Source organism: Faecalibacterium sp. An58, assembly GCF_002161515.1.
GTDB classification, from domain to species: Bacteria; Bacillota; Clostridia; order Oscillospirales; family Ruminococcaceae; genus Faecalibacterium; species Faecalibacterium avium.
Genome location: NZ_NFHX01000001.1, coordinates 258,850 through 278,791 on the forward strand (window position 1 = coordinate 258,850; position 19,942 = coordinate 278,791).

General features: G+C 63.2%; 21 protein-coding genes. 18 read left to right on the forward strand and 3 right to left on the reverse strand.

Annotation, left to right across the window (positions count from 1 at the left end; translation table 11 throughout):
- Positions 1 to 93 precede the first annotated feature (93 nt).
- The 12 genes from acpP (at position 94) to B5G12_RS01305 (ending at position 9,799) form a co-directional block, all read left to right on the forward strand.
- The gene (gene acpP, locus B5G12_RS01250) at positions 94 to 342 is read left to right on the forward strand and encodes an acyl carrier protein (RefSeq protein ID WP_087230612.1); all 249 of its coding nucleotides are present in this window, start codon (positions 94 to 96) and stop codon (positions 340 to 342) included.
- Positions 343 to 434: 92 nt separating this feature from the next.
- A complete protein-coding gene (gene accB, locus B5G12_RS01255) occupies positions 435 to 875 on the forward strand; it encodes an acetyl-CoA carboxylase biotin carboxyl carrier protein (protein WP_087230609.1) in 441 nt (146 codons plus the stop codon).
- Positions 876 to 879: 4 nt separating this feature from the next.
- Positions 880 to 2,265, forward strand: a complete 1,386-nt coding sequence (accC, locus tag B5G12_RS01260; RefSeq protein WP_087230606.1) for an acetyl-CoA carboxylase biotin carboxylase subunit — start codon at positions 880 to 882, stop codon at positions 2,263 to 2,265.
- Positions 2,262 to 3,131, forward strand: coding sequence for an acetyl-CoA carboxylase, carboxyltransferase subunit beta (accD, locus tag B5G12_RS01265; protein ID WP_087230603.1), 870 nt, complete (start codon positions 2,262 to 2,264; stop codon positions 3,129 to 3,131). The genes accC and accD overlap by 4 nt, the downstream gene beginning before the upstream one ends.
- Complete coding sequence (locus tag B5G12_RS01270) at positions 3,121 to 3,942, forward strand: acetyl-CoA carboxylase carboxyltransferase subunit alpha (protein ID WP_242955887.1); 822 nt, start codon at positions 3,121 to 3,123, stop codon at positions 3,940 to 3,942. The genes accD and B5G12_RS01270 overlap by 11 nt, the downstream gene beginning before the upstream one ends.
- Positions 3,939 to 4,889 carry a beta-ketoacyl-ACP synthase III gene (locus B5G12_RS01275; protein WP_087323076.1) on the forward strand — a complete coding sequence of 317 codons (951 nt, stop codon included), beginning with the start codon at positions 3,939 to 3,941 and terminating at the stop codon, positions 4,887 to 4,889. The genes B5G12_RS01270 and B5G12_RS01275 overlap by 4 nt, the downstream gene beginning before the upstream one ends.
- A gap of 58 nt (positions 4,890 to 4,947) precedes the next feature.
- Positions 4,948 to 5,874, forward strand: coding sequence for a nitronate monooxygenase (locus tag B5G12_RS01280; RefSeq protein WP_087230593.1), 927 nt, complete (start codon positions 4,948 to 4,950; stop codon positions 5,872 to 5,874).
- Positions 5,871 to 6,800, forward strand: coding sequence for an ACP S-malonyltransferase (fabD, locus tag B5G12_RS01285; RefSeq protein WP_087323079.1), 930 nt, complete (start codon positions 5,871 to 5,873; stop codon positions 6,798 to 6,800). The genes B5G12_RS01280 and fabD overlap by 4 nt, the downstream gene beginning before the upstream one ends.
- Before the next feature lies 1 nt (position 6,801).
- A complete protein-coding gene (gene fabG, locus B5G12_RS01290) occupies positions 6,802 to 7,548 on the forward strand; it encodes a 3-oxoacyl-[acyl-carrier-protein] reductase (protein WP_204245640.1) in 747 nt (248 codons plus the stop codon).
- Between the two features lie 15 nt (positions 7,549 to 7,563).
- On the forward strand, positions 7,564 to 8,808 hold the full coding sequence (gene fabF / locus B5G12_RS01295; protein WP_087323082.1) for a beta-ketoacyl-ACP synthase II: 1,245 nt from the start codon (positions 7,564 to 7,566) through the stop codon (positions 8,806 to 8,808).
- Positions 8,809 to 8,813: 5 nt separating this feature from the next.
- Complete coding sequence (gene fabZ / locus B5G12_RS01300) at positions 8,814 to 9,260, forward strand: 3-hydroxyacyl-ACP dehydratase FabZ (protein ID WP_087230584.1); 447 nt, start codon at positions 8,814 to 8,816, stop codon at positions 9,258 to 9,260.
- A gap of 47 nt (positions 9,261 to 9,307) precedes the next feature.
- Positions 9,308 to 9,799: a MarR family winged helix-turn-helix transcriptional regulator gene (locus B5G12_RS01305; RefSeq protein ID WP_087230581.1), complete on the forward strand. Its 492-nt coding sequence runs from the start codon at positions 9,308 to 9,310 to the stop codon at positions 9,797 to 9,799.
- Positions 9,800 to 9,883: 84 nt separating this feature from the next.
- On the opposite strand, the gene treR is transcribed toward B5G12_RS01305, so the two are convergent.
- Positions 9,884 to 10,627, reverse strand: coding sequence for a trehalose operon repressor (treR, locus tag B5G12_RS01310; RefSeq protein WP_087230578.1), 744 nt, complete (start codon positions 10,625 to 10,627; stop codon positions 9,884 to 9,886).
- Positions 10,628 to 10,860: 233 nt separating this feature from the next.
- On the opposite strand from treR, the gene treP reads away from it, so the two are divergent.
- The gene (gene treP, locus B5G12_RS01315; protein ID WP_087323085.1) at positions 10,861 to 12,276 is read left to right on the forward strand and encodes a PTS system trehalose-specific EIIBC component; all 1,416 of its coding nucleotides are present in this window, start codon (positions 10,861 to 10,863) and stop codon (positions 12,274 to 12,276) included.
- Between the two features lie 86 nt (positions 12,277 to 12,362).
- The gene (gene treC / locus B5G12_RS01320) at positions 12,363 to 13,997 is read left to right on the forward strand and encodes an alpha,alpha-phosphotrehalase (RefSeq protein ID WP_087323087.1); all 1,635 of its coding nucleotides are present in this window, start codon (positions 12,363 to 12,365) and stop codon (positions 13,995 to 13,997) included.
- Between the two features lie 75 nt (positions 13,998 to 14,072).
- Here treC and B5G12_RS01325 read toward each other — a convergent pair whose 3' ends face one another.
- Both B5G12_RS01325 and B5G12_RS01330 read right to left on the reverse strand, forming a co-directional pair.
- Complete coding sequence (locus tag B5G12_RS01325; RefSeq protein WP_087323090.1) at positions 14,073 to 14,342, reverse strand: hypothetical protein; 270 nt, start codon at positions 14,340 to 14,342, stop codon at positions 14,073 to 14,075.
- 158 nt (positions 14,343 to 14,500) lie between these two features.
- A complete protein-coding gene (locus tag B5G12_RS01330) occupies positions 14,501 to 15,163 on the reverse strand; it encodes a DUF624 domain-containing protein (protein WP_087323093.1) in 663 nt (220 codons plus the stop codon).
- A gap of 386 nt (positions 15,164 to 15,549) precedes the next feature.
- Here B5G12_RS01330 and B5G12_RS01335 point away from each other — a divergent pair, with 386 nt between their 5' ends.
- The 4 genes from B5G12_RS01335 to B5G12_RS01350 all read left to right on the forward strand — a co-directional run bounded on the left by B5G12_RS01335 (position 15,550) and on the right by B5G12_RS01350 (position 19,919).
- Positions 15,550 to 16,410, forward strand: a complete 861-nt coding sequence (locus B5G12_RS01335) for a MurR/RpiR family transcriptional regulator (protein ID WP_087230564.1) — start codon at positions 15,550 to 15,552, stop codon at positions 16,408 to 16,410.
- Between the two features lie 229 nt (positions 16,411 to 16,639).
- Positions 16,640 to 17,989: an ABC transporter substrate-binding protein gene (locus B5G12_RS01340; protein WP_087323096.1), complete on the forward strand. Its 1,350-nt coding sequence runs from the start codon at positions 16,640 to 16,642 to the stop codon at positions 17,987 to 17,989.
- A 238-nt stretch (positions 17,990 to 18,227) separates the two neighbouring features.
- Positions 18,228 to 19,052 carry a carbohydrate ABC transporter permease gene (locus tag B5G12_RS01345; protein WP_087230620.1) on the forward strand — a complete coding sequence of 275 codons (825 nt, stop codon included), beginning with the start codon at positions 18,228 to 18,230 and terminating at the stop codon, positions 19,050 to 19,052.
- Between the two features lie 15 nt (positions 19,053 to 19,067).
- Complete coding sequence (locus B5G12_RS01350; protein ID WP_087230558.1) at positions 19,068 to 19,919, forward strand: carbohydrate ABC transporter permease; 852 nt, start codon at positions 19,068 to 19,070, stop codon at positions 19,917 to 19,919.
- Positions 19,920 to 19,942: the final 23 nt, after the last annotated feature.

Here is a 19,942-nt window from a genome sequence, read left to right on the forward strand (position 1 = left end):
GGTAAAAATCTTTTTTCTAAAAATTTTTAGATAAAATGATTTTTTAAAAAATTTTGACCATCCAACACATTTGGTGAAAAAGGAGAAATCACAATGGACTTCGAAAAGGTTAAGGAAATCATCGTTGAGACTCTGAGCTGCGACGCCGACAAGGTCACCCCCGAGGCCACCCTGGCGGAGGATCTGGAGGCTGACAGCCTGTCTGCCGTCGAGCTGTCCATGGCTCTGGAGGAGGCTTTTGGCATCTCCATCGCCGACGAGGACCTGCCCAACCTGAAGACCGTGGGCGACCTGTACCAGTACCTGCAGGACCACGCCGACGAGGCCGAAAAGGCTGAGTAAGCTGCATCTCTGTACACAGGACGCCGGCCCGTTCCGGGCCCTGGCGTCTTGGGAGATGCCCCACCATTGCTTCTGTGTCGAAAGGAGCCGCTATGACCAATCAGGAAATCATGGAGCTGATGGCGCGCTTTGACGCCAGCAGCCTCACTTCTTTTAAGCTGCATACCAAAGATACGGAGCTGGAGATGGGTAAGGGCGCCGTGGCTGTTACGGCCACGGCGCCTGCCGCACCTGCGGCAGCCCCTGTACCCAGCCCTGCCCCCGTCCCCGCCGCAGCCCCCGCTGTTGAGGAGGGCCTGTACATCACCGCCCCGGTGGTGGGCACCTTCTACGTTGCCCCCTCTCCCGACCAGCCCCCCTTCGTGCAGGTGGGCGACAAGGTCCAGAAGGGGCAGACCGTCTGCCTCATGGAGGCCATGAAGATGATGAACGAGGTCAAGGCTCCGTGCGACTGCATCATTGAGGCTGTCTTACAGCAGGACGGCGCTCTGGTGTCCTTCGGCGACCAGCTGATCCGTTACCGGGAAGGGTGAAGGGATGTTCAAGCGTATATTGATCGCCAACAGAGGCGAGATCGCCCTGCGCATCCTGCGGGCCTGCCGTGAGCTGGAGATCGAGCCGGTGGTGGTCTATTCCCAGGCCGACGCCGAGGCTCTGCACGTCCAGCTGGCCGAGGAATCCTACTGCATCGGGCCCGCCCGCGCAGCGGACAGCTATCTGAATATGAACGCCATCCTGACGGTGGCCAAGGCCGCCGGCTGCGACGCGATCCACCCGGGCTATGGCTTTTTGAGCGAGAACGATGCCTTTGCGGACGCCTGCGCCGAGGCGGGCATCGCCTTCATTGGGCCTTCCGGGGACGTGATCCGCGCCATGGGCAACAAGGCCGCGGCCCGCAAGCTGATGCAGTCCGCCGGGGTGCCGGTGGTGCCCGGCTCGGACGGCGCCGTGGATACGGCCCAGCAGGCCAAGGAGATCGCCGACCGCATCGGCTATCCGGTGCTGATCAAGGCTTCCGCCGGCGGCGGCGGCCGCGGTATGCGCCGGGTCTTTGAGCCCGATCAGCTCATCCCCCTGTTCGAGGAGGCCCGCAGCGAGTCGGTGGCCTGCTTTGGCAGCGGCGAGATGTATCTGGAAAAACTGATCCTCAACCCCAAGCACATCGAGTTCCAGATCATGGCCGACAAGTACGGCAGCGTGGTGCAGCTGGGGGACCGCGACTGTTCCATCCAGCGGCGCAACCAGAAGCTGCTGGAGGAGTCCCCCTCCAAAGCGCTGACCCCCGAACTGCGGGAGAAGATGGGCGCTGCCGCCGTGGCCGCCGCCAAGGCCGCCCACTATGTGAACGCCGGCACCATCGAGTTTGTGCTGGACGGGGAGGGCAACTTCTATTTCATTGAGATGAATACCCGTATCCAGGTGGAGCACCCGGTCACCGAGTTCGTCACCGGCATCGACCTGGTGCGGGAGCAGATCCGGGTGGCCGCAGGGCTGCCCCTGTCCCACAGCCAGGACCAGATCAGTCTGCGCGGCCATGCCATCGAGTGCCGCATCAATGCCGAGGACCCCACCAAAAACTTCCAGCCCTGCCCGGGCAAAGTGGACTTTGTCCATCTGCCGGGCGGCTGCGGCGTCCGGGTGGACACCGGCCTTTACAGCGGCTGCACCCTGGCGCCCTACTATGACTCCCTGATGGCCAAGCTGATCGTCTGGGCTCCCACCCGGCTGGAGGCCATCCGCCGGATGCGCCGGGTGCTGGAGGAGCTGGTGATCGACGGCCCGGCCAACAACGCCGACCTGCTGCATCAGATCCTCTACCACCCCGAGTTCGTGCGAGGCACCTGCACCACCTCCTTCCTGGACGAGAATCTGGACACCCTGCTCAAATGGAGCAGCGCGGGAGATGAGGAGGATAAGGCATGAGCACTGTATTTGCCCGCCGGCGGCATAAGCTGCTGTCCCTCAAGGCCCTGCGGGATTCAGGCGTGTCGGTGCCCGCCAATACCGAGGAAAACTGCCCGGCCTGCGACAAACCGGTGCTCCGGCGCGAGCTGGTCAAAAACCGCTACGTCTGCCCGCTGTGTGGCTATCACCACCCCATCGGCGCGTATTACCGCCTCAGCCTGATCCTGGATGAGGGCAGCTTCAAAGAGATGGACGAGGATCTGGTCTCGGGCGACCCGCTGGATTTCCCCGGCTATGAGGCCAAGCTGGACAACACCCGCCGCCGCACCGGCCTGGGCGAAGGTGTGGTCACCGCCATTGGCCGCATCGAGGGCCAGAAGGTGGCCGCCGGGGTCCTGGACAGCCGCTTCTTTATGGGCAGCATGAGCGCCGCCCTGGGCGAGAAGGTCACCCGTCTGGTGGAGTACGCCGACAAGAACAAGCTCCCCCTGATCCTGTTTTCCGCCAGCGGCGGCGCCCGTATGCAGGAGGGGATCCTCTCGCTGATGCAGATGGCCAAGACCGCCGCTGCCGTCCAGCGCTTTTCGGAGCATGGGGGGCTGTATATCTCGGTGTTCACCCACCCCACCACCGGCGGCGTCACCGCCAGCTTTGCCAGCCTGGGCGATATCATGCTGGCAGAGCCGGGGGCGCTGATCGGGTTCGCGGGGCCCCGCGTCATCCAGCAGACCATCGGTGAAAAGCTGCCCGAGGGCTTCCAGCGGGCCGAATACCTGCTGGAGCACGGCTTCATTGACGCCATCGTGCCGCGGGCCCGGCTGCGCAGCACCCTGGTCCGCCTGCTCAAGCTGCATGGGAAAGGAGGAGAGAGCCGTGGCAAATGATCTCACCCCGGCCCAGCGGGTGGCTTTGGCCCGCCATGCGGGCCGTCCCGGCACCCCTGATTTTATCTCGGCTTTGTTCACCGATTTCTTCGAGCAGCGGGGCGACCGCTGCTGCGGGGACGACGGGGCTATTCTGGGCGGCGTGGGCCTGTTCCACGGCAAGCCGGTCACCGTCATCGGCCACCGCAAGGGCAGCACCCTGGAGGAGCACGTGGCCTACCACTTCGGTATGCCCTCCCCCGAGGGATACCGCAAGGCCCAGCGCCTGATGCGCCAGGCCGAAAAGTTCCGCCGTCCCATCGTCACCTTTATCGATACCGCCGGGGCCTATCCCGGCCTGGAGGCGGAAGCCCATGGACAGGGCGAGGCCATCGCCAGCACTCTGGCGCTGTCCTCCAGCCTCACTGTGCCTGTCATCTCGATCGTCACCGGGGAGGGGGGCAGCGGCGGCGCCCTGGCCCTGGGCGTGGGCAACCGCGTCTTTATGCTGGAGAACGCCGTCTACTCGGTGCTCTCCCCCGAGGGATTTGCCGCCATCCTGTGGAAGGATTCCTCCCGCAGCAGCGAGGCCTGCGACGTCATGAAGCTGACCGCCGCCGACCTGCTGGAGCTGAAGGTGATCGACGGCGTCATCCCCGAGCCGGAAGGGGGCGCGCACACCGACCCCCAGGCGGTCTACCGCGCCCTGGACGAGCTGCTGGTCAAAGAACTGGCCGCCCTGTCCAAACAGAGCCCTGCGGCACTGGCCGCGGGCCGCTACAAAAAATTCCGCATGATGGGCGCTGGCGCCCTGAGAAAGGAGCGTCTATGAGCGGGATCAAACTGATCAGCACCGGGTCCGCCCTGCCTGTGCGGGAAGTGACCAATTTTGATATGGAAAAGCTGGTGGAGACCAGCGATGAGTGGATCTCCACCCGTACCGGCATCTCGGCCCGCCGCTTTTGCAGCGGGGAAGAGTGCCATACCAGCCTTTGCCTGGCCGCGGCCCGGCAGGCGCTGGAGCGCAGCGGCCTGCGTCCCGAGCAGATCGGGGTATGCCTGGTGGCTACCTTGACCCAGGACACCATGACCCCTTCCACAGCCTGTGTGCTGCAAAAGGAGCTGGGCCTGCCCGAGGACACCGTCTGCTTTGACCTGAACGCCGCCTGCGCAGGCTTTGTGTATGGCCTGCACACCGCCGAATGCCTACTGGCTGCGGCCGAGCGCAAGTATGGCCTGGTGATCGGGTGCGAAGTGCTCAGCCGCATCACCGACTTTACCGACCGCAGCACCTGCGTGCTGTTTGGGGACGGGGCCGGCGCGGCCATCCTGGAGTGGGGGGAGGATTACCCCTCCCTGTGCGCTGTCATGGGCAGCCGGGGCAACCGCCAGGTCCTGATGATCCCCGGCGTCAACACCGGCAGCCCCAACTTCATCCACATGGACGGCAAGGAAGTGTTCCGCTTCGCAGTGGACGTGCTGCCCAAGTGCGCCAAAGAGGTGGCGGCCAAGGCCGGCATCAGCCTGGACCAGGTGGACCGCTTTGTGTTCCACCAGGCCAACCAGCGCATCCTGGACTACGCCATCAAAAAGCTCAAGATCGACCCTGCCCGGTGCGTCGGCAACATCGCCCGCACCGGCAATACCTCTGCCGCCAGCGTCCCCCTGCTGCTGGACGAGCTGGTCACATCGGGGGCCCTGCGCTCGGGCCAGCGCGCTCTGTGCGCCGGCTTCGGGGGCGGCCTGACCTGGGCCGGCGCCCTGCTGCAGCTGGCCTGACAGACGCCGGCAGCCCGAATTCACCATCGCTTTTTGACAGTTTGACAAAGGAGCTATTATGAAGATCAACGAGCTTCTGGGGACCGAGTTCCCCATCATTCAGGGCGGCATGGCCAACATTGCCACCGGCGCTTTTGCCGCCGCCGTTTCCAACGCGGGCGCGCTGGGCCTGATCGGCTCGGGCGGCATGGACGCCGACACCCTGCGCAAGGAGATCCAGACCGCCAAGGCCGCCACCGACAAGCCCTTTGGCGTCAACCTGATGCTGATGAATCCCCACATCGACGAGCTGGCCAAGGTGGTCGTCGAGGAAGGGGTCAAGGTGGTCACCACCGGCGCCGGCAACCCCGGCAAGTATGTCCCCGCCTGGAAAGAGGCGGGCATCAAGGTGTTCCCCGTGGTGGCTGCCCCCATCCTGGCCAAGCGCCTGGAGCGGTACGATGTGGACGGCTTCATTGCCGAGGGCACCGAGAGCGGCGGCCATGTGGGTGAGATGACCACCATGGCCCTGGTTCCCCAGGTGGTGGACGCGGTCAAGGCGCCGGTCATTGCAGCCGGCGGCATCGCCGACGGCCGTCAGATGGCCGCAGCCTTTGCCCTGGGCGCCTGCGGCGTCCAGGTGGGCACCTGCCTGCTGGTCAGCGAGGAATGCCCCATCCATGAGAATTATAAGAAGGCCCTGCTCAAGGCGGGCGCCAACGACACCGTGGTCACCGGGCGCACCACCGGCGCTCCCGTGCGGGTGCTGAAAAACAAGATGGCCCGCCAGTACCTGGAGATGGAGAAAGAGAACATGCCCCTGGCCGAGCGGGAGAAGCTGACGCTGGGCTCCCTGCGCCGGGCTGTGTTCGACGGCGATCTGGACACCGGCAGCTTTATGTCGGGCCAGGTGGCCGGTATGCTGCACGAGATCCGGCCCCTGCGCCAGATCTTTGAGGAGCTGATGGCCGGCTGTGAAGCCACCGTGAAAGGACTCAAGGCATGAAATTAGCGTTTTTGTATGCGGGCCAGGGCAGCCAGCACCCCGGCATGGGGGCCGATTTGTACCAGGCCTACCCTGAATTCCGGGCCGTGCTGGACGGCGCCAGGCTGGATTTCGACATCAAGACCGTCTCGTTCACCGACCCGGACGGGGTGCTCAACCAGACCGAATATACCCAGCCCTGCATGGTGGCCTTTGCGGCCGGCATGACCGCCATCCTGGCGGGCAAGGGCATCCGGCCCGACTATGCCGCCGGCCTGAGCCTGGGCGAATATTCCGCCCTGGCAGCCGCCGGCGTATTCACCGCCACCCAGGCTGTGGAGCTGGCCGCTTTCCGCGGCAGGGCCATGGCCCAGGCAGCCGCCGGCGTGCCCTGCGGCATGACCGCCGTGCTGGGCCTGGACCGGGACAAGCTGCAGGCCGCCTGCCAGGCCGCTTCGTCTGAGGGCGTGGTGGAGATCGCCAACTACAACTGCCCGGGCCAGCTGGTCATCGGCGGCCATAAGGCCGCTGTGGACGCAGCCGCTGCCCGCGCCAAGGAGCTGGGGGCCAAGCGCTGCCTGCCCCTGAAGGTCAGCGGACCCTTCCACACTTCTCTGCTGGCCCCTGCCGGGGATGCGCTGCGCCAGCGCTTTGCATCCGAGCACTTTGGCCCGATGCAGTTCCCGGTGCTGTTCAACTGCCTGGGCCGCGAGATGGGGGAGGGGGATACCATCCCCGCCCTGCTGGAGCGGCAGGTGCAGTCCTCGGTCTACATGGAGGACACCATCCGCCGCATGGAGGCTCTGGGCGTGGACACCATCGTGGAGATCGGCCCCGGCAAGGTGCTGAGCGGCTTTGTCAAAAAGACCGCCCCCGCCATCAAGACCATCCCTGTGGAGACCTGCGCCGACATCGACGCCTTGTGCGCGGCGCTGAAAGGAGAATGATATGGGCAGCATGAGTGGAAAGACCGCCGTCGTCACCGGCGGCAGCCGCGGCATTGGCCGGGCCATCTGTCTGGAGCTTGCCCGCCGGGGCGCCAACGTTGTCTTTTCGTATGCGGGCAACGCTACGGCCGCCCAGCAGACGCTGCAGGAGCTGGAAGCTCTGGGCGTGCAGGCGCGGGCCGTCCAGGGGGACGTGGCAGACCCCGACGCCGCCAAGACCCTGATCGATACCGCCGTCAAGGAACTGGGCGGCATCCATATCCTGGTCAACAACGCCGGCATCACCCGGGACGGTCTGGCCATGGCCATGAAGGAAGAGGACTTTGACAAGGTCATCCAGACCAACCTCAAGGGCGCTTTTCTGTGCATGAAGGCTGCCATCCGCCCCATGATGAAAGCGCGCTACGGCCGCATCGTCAACATGAGCTCGGTGGTGGCCCTGCGCGGCAACCCCGGCCAGATCAATTACTGCGCCAGCAAGGCCGGCCTGATCGGTATGACCAAGTCCCTGGCCAAGGAGATGGGCGCCCGCGGCATCACCGTCAATGCGGTGGCCCCCGGCTACATCTCCACCGATATGACCGCCGCTTTGCCCGACGCTGCCAAGCAGGCCATGCTGTCCACCATCCCGGTGAACCGTCCCGGCACCCCCGAGGACGTGGCTGCCGCCGTGGCCTTCCTGGCCTCGGAGGAGGCAGGCTACATCACCGGCCAGGTGCTGAGCGTGGACGGCGGCATGGGAATGTGAGGAGGAATGCGAAAGATGGAAAAACGCAGAGTTGTTATCACCGGCATGGGCACCATCAACCCTGTGGGCCACAATGTCGCTGAGAGCTGGCAGGCTGTGCGGGACGGGGTGTGCGGCATCGCCCCCATCACCCAGTACGACTCGTCGGCTCAGAAGGTCCATCTGGCCGCCGAGGTCAAGAACTGGGACCCCACCGCCGTGCTGGACAAGAAGGAAGTGCGCCATATGGGCCGCTACTCCCAGTTTGCAGTGGCCGCAGCCAAGGAGGCCATGGCTGACAGCGCCCTGAACATGGAGGCGGAGGACAGCACCCGCTGCGCCGTCATCGTGTCCAGCGGCATTGGCGGCATCTCCACCACCGAGAGCGAGCAGACCCGCTGCCTGCAGAAGGGCTTTGACAAGGCTTCGCCCTTCTATATCCCGTCCAACATCGCCAATATGGCCGCAGGCCGCATCGCCATCGAGTTTGGCTTCAAGGGAATGTGCACCTGCCCCGTCACCGCCTGCGCAGGCGGCTCCAACGCGGTGGGCGACGCCTTCCGCCACATCCGGGACGGCTACGCCGAGGTGGCCCTGTGCGGCGGCACCGAGGCCTGTGTGACCCCGCTGTCCATCGGCGGCTTCACCTCCATGCGCGCGCTGCATGTGGGGGACGACCCCACCCGCGCTTCCATCCCCTTTGATGCAGAGCGGGACGGCTTTGTGCTGGGCGAGGGCGCCGGCATCCTGGTGCTGGAGGAGTACGAGCACGCTGTGGCCCGCGGCGCCAAGATCTACGCCGAAGTGGTGGGCTATGGCGCCACCTGCGACGCTTACCACATCACCGCTCCCGCCCCCGGCGGCGAGGGCGGCGCCCGGGCCATGCAGCAGGCCCTGGAGGACGCCGGCGGCGTGGCCCCCGAGCTGGTGGACTACATCAACGCCCATGGCACCTCCACCCCGCTGAACGACTCGGGGGAGACCGCCGCCATCAAGGCGGTGTTCGGCCAGCACGCTTACCAGCTGGCGGTCAGCTCCACCAAGTCGATGACCGGCCATATGCTGGGCGCAGCCGGCGGCGTGGAGGCCATCTTCACCGCCATGGCTCTGAAGGACGGCTACATCCCCGCCACCATCAACTACAAGGTGCCCGACCCCGCCTGCGACCTGGACTATGTGCCCAACCAGGGCCGTGCAGCTGACCTGCACTATGCGCTGTCCAACTCGCTGGGCTTCGGCGGCCACAACGCCTGTGTCCTGTTCAAGAAGTGGGAGGGCTGAGCCGTATGATGAAGTACAATTCCGACGAGATCGCCAAGATCCTGCCCCACCGCTATCCCTTTGCCCTGGTGGACCGCATCGTGGACGGCGAGGACGGCAAGTGGGCCAAGGGCATCAAGTGCGTCACCGTCAACGAGCCCTTTTTCCAGGGACATTTTCCCCAGTACCATGTGATGCCCGGCGTGCTGATCGTGGAGGCAATGGCCCAGGTGGGCGGCGTGGCCCTGCTGTCCATGCCGGAAAACAAGGGCAAGCTGGCCCTGTTCGGCGGCATCAAGAACGCACGGTTCCGCCGCCAGGTGACCCCCGGCGACGTACTGGAGATCACCTGCACCCTGACCAAGCAGAAGGGCCCTGTGGGGATCGGTGAGGCCAAAGCAGAGGTGGACGGCCAGGTGGTGGCCACCGCCGAGCTGACCTTTGCGCTGGTGAAAGGCCCCGAGTGTACCTGACAACGACAGGGACCGCGGCGCGGCCCAGGCCCTGTGGGAGGAGCAGAATGCTGGAACAGATCGTAAAAACAGCATATAAGGAGTTCACCCTCCGCTTTTACCACGAGCTTTTTGCCCGCTTCCAGGATCAGGAGACCGGCCTGACAGCGGCGGAGATCTTTGCCGCCGAGGCCATCCGGGCTCTGGGCAGCCCCACCGTCAACGAATTTGCGGCGTTCATGCACGTGTCCATCCCCAATGCAGCCTACAAGATCAACAGCCTGGTGCGCAAGGGCTATGTGGAAAAGACCCGTTCGGCCCAGGACAAGCGGGAATACATCCTGCACGTCACCCGCAAGTATGAGACATACTGCGGGGCAGGGGACCGGGTGCAGAGCGCAGTGGCCCGCATCCGGGAGCGCTTTACCCCCGAGGAGTGCGCCAAGTTTGGAGAGATGCTGTCGGTGATCAGCGAGGAGCTGCTGCCCCTGTCGGACGACGACCCCTCCGCTGCCTACGTCAGCAGGATGCAGAAGGAGGACGACGGGCCCCGGTCGTAAGCGCGCCCATCCGCACAAAACAAAACAGCGAGGGACCGCCCCGACCGGAAAGGGAAGGGGCGGCCGGCCTCGCTGTTTTTTTGTTCATTCCTCCCCGGCGGGGATCTGGCGGCGGCGGGTGGCCGTGTCCTGGAAGCAGAAATATTCGGGCTGGTGGCGGGACTGGGTGTACTCCAGCAGCAGGCCGTCGGCATCGAAGGTCATGCTGGATACCACCACGACGCTGTCGTAGCCGTTCAGGTCCATCAGCTCCTCGTCCCGAGTGGTGGCCCGCTCCACCGTCACCTTCCGCTTGGTGGTGGTGATGCGCACATGCAGTACCTTCTCGATGTACTCATAGATGGAGCGTGCGGCGATGTCGGCGGTCAGGCCCGGCACCATGTCCTGGGAAAAGTAGTTGCAGTCCAGGATGAGGGCCTTGCCGTCCAGGTAGCGCACCCGCTGGATGGCCCACAGGGGCTCGCCCACCATAAAGCCGCTCTGGGAGGCCAGCCGCTCGTCGGCGGATACCTGCTCGAACTGCACCACCTTGGTGACGGTGCGCAGGTGGTTGCGGGCAGCCGTCTCCTGGAAGCTCTCGATCACCCCGATCAGAAACGCGGTCTTGCCCACGGGCCGCCAGATCACCCGCACCCCCTTGCCCTGGATGGGCTGGAGATAGCCGTCGGCGGTCAGCTCGGCCAGGGCGCGGCGCAGTGTATTGCGGGCGCAGCCATAGGCGGCGATCAGCTCGCTCTCGGCGGGCAGGAGAGACTGGTAGGGAAAATCCTGCGCCTCAATCTTTTGCTTGATGCTGCGGTAAATGCCTTCAAATTTTGCCTTGGGCATCCAAAGCACCTCCTACATGTTCAAATGTTTGACCTTAGTATACAGTAAAACCTTATAAATTACAAGGGCCGCGTTTGTGCCAAGCTCTGAAAAAGTGCTGTAACAATGCCAAAATATTGTCCGCGCATTGACTTGCTCTCCCAAAGATGCTACAATCGGGCCGTGAACGAAATGGATGTGAACATGTTCAAAAAACTGAACAGGTTCGCGGTGTGTTGAAGGAGGATGTTTTCATGGGCAAATACCAAGAGGACGCCAGAGAGCTGCTGGCGGCAGTGGGCGGCAGGGAGAACATTGCAGCGGTGTCGCACTGTGTCACCCGGATGCGCTTTGTGCTCAACGACCCGGCCAAGGCAGATGTGCCCCGTATCGAGAAGATCAAATCGGCCAAGGGCACCTTTACCCAGGCGGGGCAGTTCCAGGTCATCATCGGCAACACGGTCAACGACTTCTACAATGACTTCGTGGCCGTGTCGGGCATCGAGGGCGTCTCGAAGGACGCCGTCAAGAGCGCGGCCAAACAGAACCAGAACCGCGCCCAGAAGGTGATGAGCGCCCTGGCCGAGATCTTTGCGCCGCTGATCCCCATTATGATCACCGGCGGTTTGATCCTGGGCTTCCGCAACTGCATCGACAGCATGTACCTGCTGGAGAACGGCACCAAGACCCTGGTCGAGGTCAGCCAGTTCTGGAGCGGCGTGGACAGCTTCCTGTGGCTGATCGGCGAGGCCATCTTCCATATGCTGCCGGTGTGCATCTGCTGGTCGGTGACCAAAAAGATGGGCACCACCGAGAGCCTGGGCATTGTGCTGGGCCTGACTCTGGTGTCCGGCCAGCTGCTGAACGCCTACTCGGTGGCCACCACCGCCGCCGCCGACATCCCCAAGTGGGACTTCGGTTTTGTGCAGGTGAACATGATCGGCTACCAGGCCCAGGTCATCCCCGCTATGCTGGCGGCCTTCACCCTGGTCTACCTTGAAAAGTTCTTCCGCAAGATCTGCCCGGCGGTCATCTCGATGATCGTGGTGCCCTTCTGCAGCCTGGTGCTGTCGGTGATGGCCGCCCACTTTGTGCTGGGCCCCATCGGCTGGGCCATCGGCTCGGCGGTCTCCTCGGCGGTCTATGCCGGCATCTCCGGCCCCTTCCGCGTCATCTTCGGCGCCATCTTTGGCTTTGTGTATGCGCCGCTGGTCATCACCGGCCTGCATCATATGTCCAACGCCATCGACCTGCAGCTGGTGGCCGACTTCGGCGGTACCATGCTGTGGCCCATGATCGCCCTGTCCAACATCGCCCAGGGCTCGGCCGTCCTTGGCATGATCTACCTCCAGCGCAAGAACGCAGCCGCCCAGGAAGTCAACGTGCCCTCCTGCATCTCCTGCTATCTGGGCGTTACCGAGCCGGCCATGTTCGGCGTCAACCTCAAGTATAACTTCCCCTTCCTCTGCGGCATGATCGGCTCGGCCATCGCCGGCGTGGTCTGCACCGCCACCTCCACCACCGCAAACTCGGTGGGCGTGGGCGGCCTGCCCGGCATCCTGTCCATCCAGCCCGCCTCGATGCTCAGCTTTGCCATCTGCATGGTCATCGCCATTGTGATCCCCTTTGTCCTCACCGTCATCATGGGCAAGAAAAAGGGCGTCGCCTGATGTGTGAGCCGGATCCGCCGCTGCGCCAAGAGGGCGGCGGGGCAAATGATAAGAAGCAACGATGATACAAGAAGGGAAGTGCGATCATGGCAAACTTTCACGACAAAGTGGTGTATCAGATCTATCCCAAGTCCTTCTGTGACACCAACGGGGACGGTCTGGGGGATCTGCCCGGCGTCACCGCCAGGCTGGACTACCTGAAAGACCTGGGGGTGGACTACCTCTGGCTGACTCCTTTCTTTCCCTCGCCCCAGCGGGACAACGGCTATGACGTGGCCGATTACCGGGCCATCGACCCCCGCTTTGGCACCATGGAGGACCTGGAGACCCTGATCCGCGAGGCGGACAAGCGGGGCATCGGCCTGATGCTGGATATGGTGTTCAACCATACCTCCACCGCCCATCCGTGGTTCCAGAAAGCCCTGGCAGGGGACCGGAAATACCAGGATTACTACATCTTCAAGGACGGCAGCCCCGACAAGATCCCCACCAACTGGGTGTCCAAGTTCGGCGGTCCCGCCTGGGAGTATCTGCCCGCGCTGGGCAAGTGGTATCTGCACCTGTTCGATGTCACCCAGGCCGACCTGAACTGGGAAAACCCCGAGGTGCGGGCCGAGCTGGCCGGCATCCTCCGCTTCTGGAAGGACAAGGGGATCAAGGGGTTCCGGTTCGATGTGGTTAACCTGATCTCCAAACCCGAGGTGTATGAGGATGACCACCAGGGGGACGGCCGCCGGTTCTATACCGACGGGCGCAACGTCCACCGCTATCTGCAGGAGCTGGTGGCCGCCGGAGGCATTGACGGGATGATCACGGTGGGGGAGATGTCCTCCACCAGCCTGGAAAACTGCATCGGCTACACCGACCCGGACCGCCATGAACTGACCATGACTTTCAGCTTCCACCACCTGAAGGTGGACTACAGGAACGGGGACAAGTGGACCCTGATGCCCGCCGACCACATGGCCCTGAAAAACCTCTTTGCCCAGTGGCAGGAGGGGATGCAGGCCGGCCATGGCTGGAACGCTTTGTTCTGGTGCAACCACGATCAGCCCCGGGCGGTCAGCCGCTTTGGGGATGAGGGCAGGTACTGGAAAGAGAGCGCCAAGATGCTGGGCACCGCTACCCATCTGATGCGGGGCACCCCCTATATCTTCCAGGGGGAGGAGATCGGGATGACCAACTGCCACTTCCGGTCCATCGACCAGTACCGGGATGTGGAGAGCCTGAACTATTACCAGATCCTGCAGCAGCAGGGCAAGAGCTCCGCCGAGGCAATGGAGATCATCCAGCAGCGCAGCCGGGACAACGGCCGCACCCCCATGCAGTGGGACGGCACCACCCATGCAGGCTTTACCACTGGAACCCCCTGGATCGGCGTGGTGGACAATTACCCCGCCATCAACGCCGCCGCCCAGGTGGACGACCCGGACTCGGTTTACAGCTATTACAAAAAGCTGGTGGCCCTGCGCAAGCAGCACCGGGTGATCAGTGAGGGACAGATCGAATTCCTGTACAAAGACGACCCGGACCTGCTGGCTTACCGCCGCTGGGATGGGGACAGCCAGCTGCTGGTGCTGTGCAACCTGACCGGCCATGAGGCCCCCGTACAGCTGCCTGCACAGTGGCAGGACGCCGGGGTGCTGCTGGGCAACTACCCCGACGCGGCCCCTGCCGCCGCCCTGCGCCCCTATGAGGCGCTGGTGCTCAGCCTGGACTGAAAAAACGACCCGAAAAAACGGACCGGTGCGTGATGTGCCGGTCCGTTTCTGCGTTGCCGGGGAAGGCGGCGGCCTTTATTCCCGCCGTCCCCCTTTTCGGATGTGCTGGTCGGTGGGGGTGCGCCGCAGCGCATACAGAAAGAGGGTCAGCCAGGCCAGGCTCACCAGAGCCAGCAGCACCCCCTGCACCACGGCGCCGCCCAGCAGGCAGAGAACCGCGCAGCCGCCCACCAGCACCAGAACGCCCACTTCCAGCAGCACCCAGGCGACCTTGTGCTTTTTGTGCATCCAGTCAAACCATTCCACCAGGAAAAATTCCAATACATCGCCGATGAGATCCAGCATAAGGCAACCCCCTTCGTTTCCTCTTTTTCTCCAGTATACAGCGCGGGCGCGGGATTGTCCAGACTGCAATGTGCAGCGCGGCGCCCTGTAACGCTCCCAACAAAAAAGCCCTGGCTGGACGCACGCGCCGTCCGGCCGGGGCCTTTTGCTGTATGGGATCATACGTCGGGGGCGTCCTCGTCGGGGTCCTCCGGGTCATCCTCCCCAGAGGGGGCCTGGTAGCGGCGGAACACCGGTTCCAGCAGGGCGGCGAACAGCCAGGCTGCTACCCCCGGCACAAGCACGATGGGGATCAAAAGGGTCCGTACCAGCAGCGCCGACACCAACAGGACCGCCACAAGGCCCAGGGTGCGGGGCAGGCAGCCCACGGTCAGCCGCAGGGCGGTGAGCATCAGCCCCACCGGACGGAAGTCGAACCGGGACAGCAGGGGGAACATCCAGCAGGCCGCCCCCACCGGCAGGATCATCAGGACCAGGCAGAACAGCAGCACCGCCACGGCGCCCGGAGCGCCGGCCGTCACTGCGGTCCGAATCAGCAGCAGGGCGTTGGCCAGCAGCATCAGCAATGCGCCCCAGGCCAGGGTGACGATGCAGGCGCAGGGCAGCTCCCGCTTGAAGGTCTGCCAAAACCGCCGCCAGGGCAGGGTCTCGGGGCCGCGCACACAGTGGGCCACCGCATCGTAGAGGGCGGCGGTGGCCGCCCCCACCGTCACCAGGGGGAGCGAGCACAGCAGCCACAGCAGGCTGAGGATCAGAAAGTCGGACAGATGGTCCAGGGTTTGCCAGAACCGGTTCTCGGGGTTGAAGATGCCGCCAGACATACGATAAGTCTCCTTCCATTGCGCCCAGAAGGGGAGCGCTTGTTACCATACTACCATATCCGGAGGCAAATGTCACCCGCCGGAGGGGGAAAAGAGAGGAAAATTGAAAATTTTTTTCAAATCCATGCGGAATTTGAAAAGCCGGGACCGGACGCAAGCTGTTTTTTGACATTTTTGGGATATTTTTTGCATTTCTTTGCCCCTTGAGGTTTGCAAACGGGCCGCAAACATGGTACTATTTTATTGGATACCGTGCAGGGCCGTCCATTCCGGCGGGGTGGGGGACGCCCCTGTACAGGACCGGCCGCCCGGGCGTGCGCCGGGCGGAGGAGAAGCCGCGGCTGCCGGCGGGTGCAGCCGTGCCAACACAGAAAAGGAGGTCCTTCATGTCCACCGATTTACGCAACGTTATGGAACGGATCAGCGCCGAATATTACCAGCTGACAACCTCGGAACGGAAGGTGGCGGACTACATCACCGACCATCAGCCGGGCACACAGATCATGTCCATCTCAGACCTGGCCGAAGCCAGCGGCGTGGCCGAGGCCACCATTACCCGGTTTTGCCGCAAGCTGGGGTATAAGGGATACAATGCCTTCAAGCTGGCCCTGGCCAACAACGTGGCCCGGCGCCGGGGCATCCCGTTCCTCAGCGGCGAAGTGACCCCGGACGATGACATCCAGGAGATGTGCCATAAGCTGTACGGCGCCGAGGTGGACGCCATCTCCCAGACCCTGACCCTGATCCGGCCGGAGGAGATCATCCGGGCGGCCGACCTTTTGACCCGGGCGGACAAGGTGCTGTGCATGGGCCAGGGCGGTTCGATGATCATGGCAGAGGAGGCGGCCCACATTTTTGCCACGGCCGGCATGAGCTTTTTTGCGCTGAGCGATTCCCACATCCAGATCGTGTCGGTCACCGCCCTCACGCCCCGGGACGCCATCCTGTTCTTTTCCTATTCCGGCGCCACCCGCGAGTCGGTGGAACTGCTGGAGCTGGCTCACCAGCGGGGCGTGCCCGCTATCCTGGTGACCCATTTCCCCAAGTCGCCTGCCTGCGCCTATGCGGATGTGATCCTGCAGTGCGGGGCCAACGAAGGCCCGCTGCAGCTGGGCTCGGTGCCGGCCCGTATGGCACAGCTGTTTTTGATCGATGCGCTGTTCACTGAGGTGTGCCGCCGCCAGGAAGACAAGGTGGAAAAGGTGCGCCGGGATGTGGCCGACGCGCTGGCTGCCAAACACATTTGACCCGGAAGGGGGACTGCTTGCCCTTCCGGGGCTTTTTTGCCTCTCTTTGAAAATGATACATCATAAACAAAAACGGATGAAAATTTTTTTCAAAAAAATACACAAAAAGTATTGACTTCTTTCTGACTTGTTTGTAAAATGATGTACAAGAGGATCGGGCGGCGCACACGAGCGCCCGATCGTGGACAGTGCCGGTATGGACAGTTCGGCAAGATAAAAGGAGGACACTATGAAAAGAGCAATTTCACGTCGGGATTTCCTGAAGGTCACAGGTGCAGCCGGCGCGGCGGGCCTGTTGGCTGCCTGCGGCGGTTCCAGTTCCAGCAGCACCGCGGCCCCCGCCAGTTCCACTGCTGCCAGCACGGCTGCATCCGGCGGCAATGTGTCGATCTCCCTGTGGACCTATCCCATCGGTTCCTGGGGCGGCACCGAGTCCAAGCTGGACGACATCATCGCCGCTTTCAATGCGGTCCATCCTGAGATCACCGTCACTTATGAGACGCTGGACTACCAGAACGGCGACAACCTGGTCACCTCGGCCATCACCGCCAACGAGACCCCCGACATCATCATGGAAGGCCCCGAGCGTCTGGTGACCAACTGGGGCGCCAACAACCTGATGGTGGACCTGAGCGACCTGTGGAGCGAGACCGAGGAGGACATCGCCGCCGTCAGCGAGTCTGTGGTCGGCGCCTGCAAGCTGAACGACGCTTACTATGAGTACCCCCTGTGCATGACCACCCACTGCATGGCCATCAACTATGAGGTCTTTGAGCAGGCCGGCGCTCTGCAGTATCTGGACGAGGAGACCCGCACCTGGACCACCGACGACTTTGTCAAGGCCATGGAGACCATCCGTGACTCGGGCCTGGCAGCTGTGCCCGGCATCCTGTACTGCGGCGGCCAGGGCGGCGACCAGGGCACCCGCGCACTGGTGAACAACCTCTACTCCGGTACATACACCAACCCCGAGCACACTGAGTACACCGTCAACAGCCCCGAGAACGTCAAGGCTCTGGAGCTGCTCAAGAGCATGGTGGACAACCGCAGCCTGAACGCCAACGCCGGCTTCCAGGCAGCAGACGAGCTGCAGCAGTTCGCCAACGGCACCGCCGCCGTCACCTTCTGCTGGAACGCGTCCAACAAGGCCCAGTATGCTTCCCAGGTCACCTTCACCCCGTATGCCATGGCATTCCCCTCCGATGACGGCGTGCCTGAGCTGTGCGGCGGTATCTGGGGCTTCGGCATCTTCAACAGCGGCGACGACGCCCGCATTGAGGCTGCCAAGACCTTTATCAAGTTCGTCTGCGACGATGCAGACCAGGCTGCCGAGAGCGTCCGCCTGACCGGCTTCTTCCCCGTGAAGGATTCCCTGGGCGACGTGTACGAAGGCACCGACCAGGCCGAGCAGATGGGCGAGTTCGCAGCCCTGATGCCCTACCTGGGTGATTACTACAATGTGGCCCCCAACTGGACGGCACAGCGTCAGAACTGGTTCAATATGCTGCAGCAGATCATGGTCAATGGCACCCCCGCCCAGGAAGCTGCCGACGCATTTGTGGAGGCCAGCAATCCGTAAAAGGCCTGCGTCTGCCGGCGGCTGCTGCCGCTGATGGCCTGCCGTCCTGAAAGGAGTGAAAGGTGCGCCTGCCGCCTGGTCCCCGCCGGGGCAGGCGCATCTTTTATGCTTCGGTATTTGTTCAAAGGAGGGATTCAACGTGGCAAAGACTTCCGTCAAGGACCGCCGGAACGACGGTACAGCTCATGCCTCCAGCCGCGTGCTGGCCAGGCGGGAGACCATTTCCGCCTACCTGTTCATGCTGCCCAGCCTGCTGTTCTTTGTGGGCTTTGTGCTGGTACCCATGGGTATGTGCCTGGTATACAGCTTTTTGGATATGGGCATCGACACCTCGGCCGCCACTTTCACCGGCCTGAGCAACTATGTGGAGATGTTCCAGGATAAGACCTTCATCCGTTCCCTGTGGAACACCGTGCTGATCGTGGTGGTCTCGGTGCCCCTGGTCACAGCCTTTTCGCTGTGGGTCGGCTCGGCCATCTACCCCATGCGCTCCAAACTGCGCTCGTTCTTCCGGTGTGTGTTCTACCTGCCGGTGGTCACCGGCTCGGTGGCGGTCACCGTGGTGTGGAAGTGGATGTTCAACCCCTACAACGGCCTGCTGAACCAGATCTTCGGCACCACCGGCTTTGACTGGCTGGGCGACACCCGCACCGCCATCTGGTGCATCATCATGATCCTGTTCACCACCTCCATCGGCCAGCCCATCGTGCTGTATGTGGCGGCTCTGGGCAACGTGGACCGGTCTCTCGAGGAGGCTGCCGCCATTGACGGCGCCACCAAGCTGCAGATCTTCTGGAAGATCAAATGGGCCCAGATCATGCCCACCACCCTGTACGTGCTGGTCATCACCACCATCAACAGCTTCCAGTGCTTTGCGCTGATCCAGTTGCTGACCCGCGGCGGCCCTCTGGGCAGCACCAGCACCCTGATGTACTACATCTTCGATATGGCGTACAATTACCAGCGCTTCGGCTATGCCAACGCCATGGGCGTGGTCCTGGCCATCTTCATCGCCATTTTCTCCGCGATCCAGTTCAAGGTCGCACAGACGGACAACGGTTGATAGGGAGGGTTCGATATGTCCAAAGCAAAGGCAAAATCCGGCCTGGACGGCCAATCCCGCGGCTATAAGATCTTTGTGATCATCGTGCTGGCTCTTCTGGCGGTGTTCTTCATCTTCCCCCTGTACTGGATCCTGACCGGTTCGCTGAAGGATGCCATCACCATCAACGCCCAGAAGCCCCAGTGGTTCCCGCTGAACCCCACCCTGGACAACTACGTCCGCCTGTTCAAGCAGCCCGCCATCCAGTGGCTGCTCAACACCATCATCATTGCCGTGGCCGCCATGCTGCTCACCTGCATCACCGCGGCCCTGGCAGGCTATGCCCTGGCCAAAAAACGCTTTTATGGCCGCACGGTCCTGTTCAGCCTGCTGGTGTGCGCCATGGCCCTGCCCAAGCAGGTCATCGTCATCCCCCTGCTGCAGGAGATGAGCGCCCTTGGCCTGAACAACAACCTGCTGGCCGTCATCCTGCCCACCGTGGGCTGGCCCTTCGGTATCTTCCTGATGAAGCAGTTCTCCGAGACCATCCCCACCGAGATGCTGGAAGCTGCCCGCATCGATGGCGCCAGCGAAGCACGCACCTTCGTCTCCATTGTGTTCCCGATGGTCAAGCCCGGCGTGGGCGCCCTGGCCATCTTCACCTTCGTCAACACATGGAACGACTACTTCCTGCAGTTGATCATGCTGCAGCGGCGTGAAGTGCTGACCATCTCCACCGGTATTGCCCGCCTGCAGGGCGAAGTCTCCTCGGACTTCGGCCTCATCATGGCCGGCGCCGCGCTGGCCGCCATCCCCATCGTCACCGTGTTCCTGATGTTCCAGAAGTACTTTACCCAGGGCATCACCATGGGCGCTGTCAAGGGCTGAGCCCGGCGGTTCCCGCTACAGAT